The following is a 1,503-nucleotide window of genomic DNA, read 5'->3' as shown; positions in this document are numbered from 1 at the left end:
AAAAGATATCCCCAATTGTCAGCGCAACGCTCGATCCCCATATAGGGACCATCTCCACCGCTGCGCCCTACGCCACCCCCGTCGGCAGACCGTCGATGCTGACGCGGTTCTTTTCCTGCCAGTATGCGGCGATGCCGTCCTCGCCCTGCGCTTCGGCCCAGCGGACAAGCGAGGGGCGCTCCTCCTTGTAGTCGTGGAGCGGCACGCCGAAGCCGCAGCTTGTCTGCACCAGTTCGACATCCACGACGACGATCTGGCGCGCGCCAACGGGCTCGTTCCCGTCGAAGAACCCGGCGAGGTAGTGCGCATAATCCGCCGTGCCCTTGCGCGCGACGCGGCCGCGGCCATAAAGGCGCAGGATCATCGGCGGGCCTTCGAAGGCGCAGAACATTATCGTCATACGGCCGTCGGCCCTCAGATGTGCCGCCGCCTCGTTGCCGCTGCCGGTGAGGTCGAGATAGCAGACCTCGTTTTCGCCGGTGACGCGGAAGCCGTCGAGACCCTTGGGCGAGAGGTTGATGCGGCTCTCGGCCGTGGCGCTGGCGGTGAAGAAAATATGCTGGCGCTCGATGAAGGCCTTGAACTCGGGCGAGATGCTCGGGAACTGTTTTGCCATTTTCTTATCCTCTCTTCCGCTCAATCGCCGTCGATAAGCGCGCGTGAATTCGTGTCGGGGATCGTCGAATAATAGGCCGCCGCCACGACCAGCACGAAGGCCAGAAAACCGAAGGCGGCGCGGTAGGTGATCTCGAAGCCGAAATCCATGCGCAGCAACTGGCCGATCAGCACGCCCGACAATGCGCTGAGCACGAAAACGCCGGCCATGTTGCCGAAATTGAGGATGGTGATGCCGCGTCCGGCAAGCCGGTCCGGAAAGATCAGCCTTCCATGCGCGAGCAAGAGCGGCGTGTAGCCGGCATTGAGGCCGAAAATCACGAAGAGCGCGGTGACCAGCCACAGCGGCGGCGCATCGAGCGCGGCAAGGAGGGCGAGGATCGCCGCCGAGAGCGCCGCACCCGCCATGATCGGCTTCTTGATGCTGCCGAAAATGCGCTCGGCATAGCCCCAGACGAGCAGGCCGACGACCTGGCCCGCCGTCAGCAGCAAGAGCACATTGCCGCGCGCGGTGAGGTCGAGCCCGTGCACATCGGCGAGATAGGGCGAGGCCCAGAGCGTCTGCACGGCGGCGAAAACCGCATAGCCGGTCGAGATCATCACGAAGAGCGGCGGCACTGCCGGATGGCGCACGACCTCGCCGAGCCCGCGAAGGCTCTGGCCAAGCGTTTCGCGCGGACCCGTCGCCACCGGATGACCGGCCGGCGCATCGCGCACGATGACGCCCATGATGACCGCGAGAACGCCGGTAAAGACGGCGGCGAGAACGAAGCTGGCGCGCCAGCCGATCGCCTCCACCGCAAAGGCGAGCGGCGCGGTCGCCATCAGCGCGCCGAGCGTGCCGATCGAAATCTGCAACCCCGTCAGCGCCGCGAAACGGTCGGCCGG

Annotated in this window: 2 protein-coding genes; both read right to left on the bottom strand. The window is 65.5% G+C overall.

All coding sequences use genetic code 11. The features are described 5' to 3' along the window. Positions 1-67 precede the first annotated feature (67 nt). Positions 68-616 (bottom strand): pyridoxamine 5'-phosphate oxidase family protein, encoded by a 549-nt coding sequence (locus WEB61_RS00425; protein ID WP_368062352.1) that lies wholly within the window; start codon positions 614-616, stop codon positions 68-70. A gap of 20 nt (positions 617-636) precedes the next feature. Beyond that, positions 637-1,503, bottom strand: an 867-nt coding sequence (locus WEB61_RS00420) for an MFS transporter (protein WP_368062351.1), incomplete at its 5' end; no start/stop codon positions are given.

The organism is Parvibaculum sp. (genome assembly GCF_040882025.1).
GTDB lineage: Bacteria > Pseudomonadota > Alphaproteobacteria > Parvibaculales > Parvibaculaceae > Parvibaculum.
This window is presented reverse-complemented; position numbering and strand designations above follow the sequence as displayed.

Bases quoted from the DNA above. Each gene is read 5' to 3' on its own strand.
- WEB61_RS00425 (WP_368062352.1), bottom strand. From the start codon at position 616: ATGGCAAAACAGTTCCCGAGCATCTCGCCCGAGTTCAAGGCCTTCATC.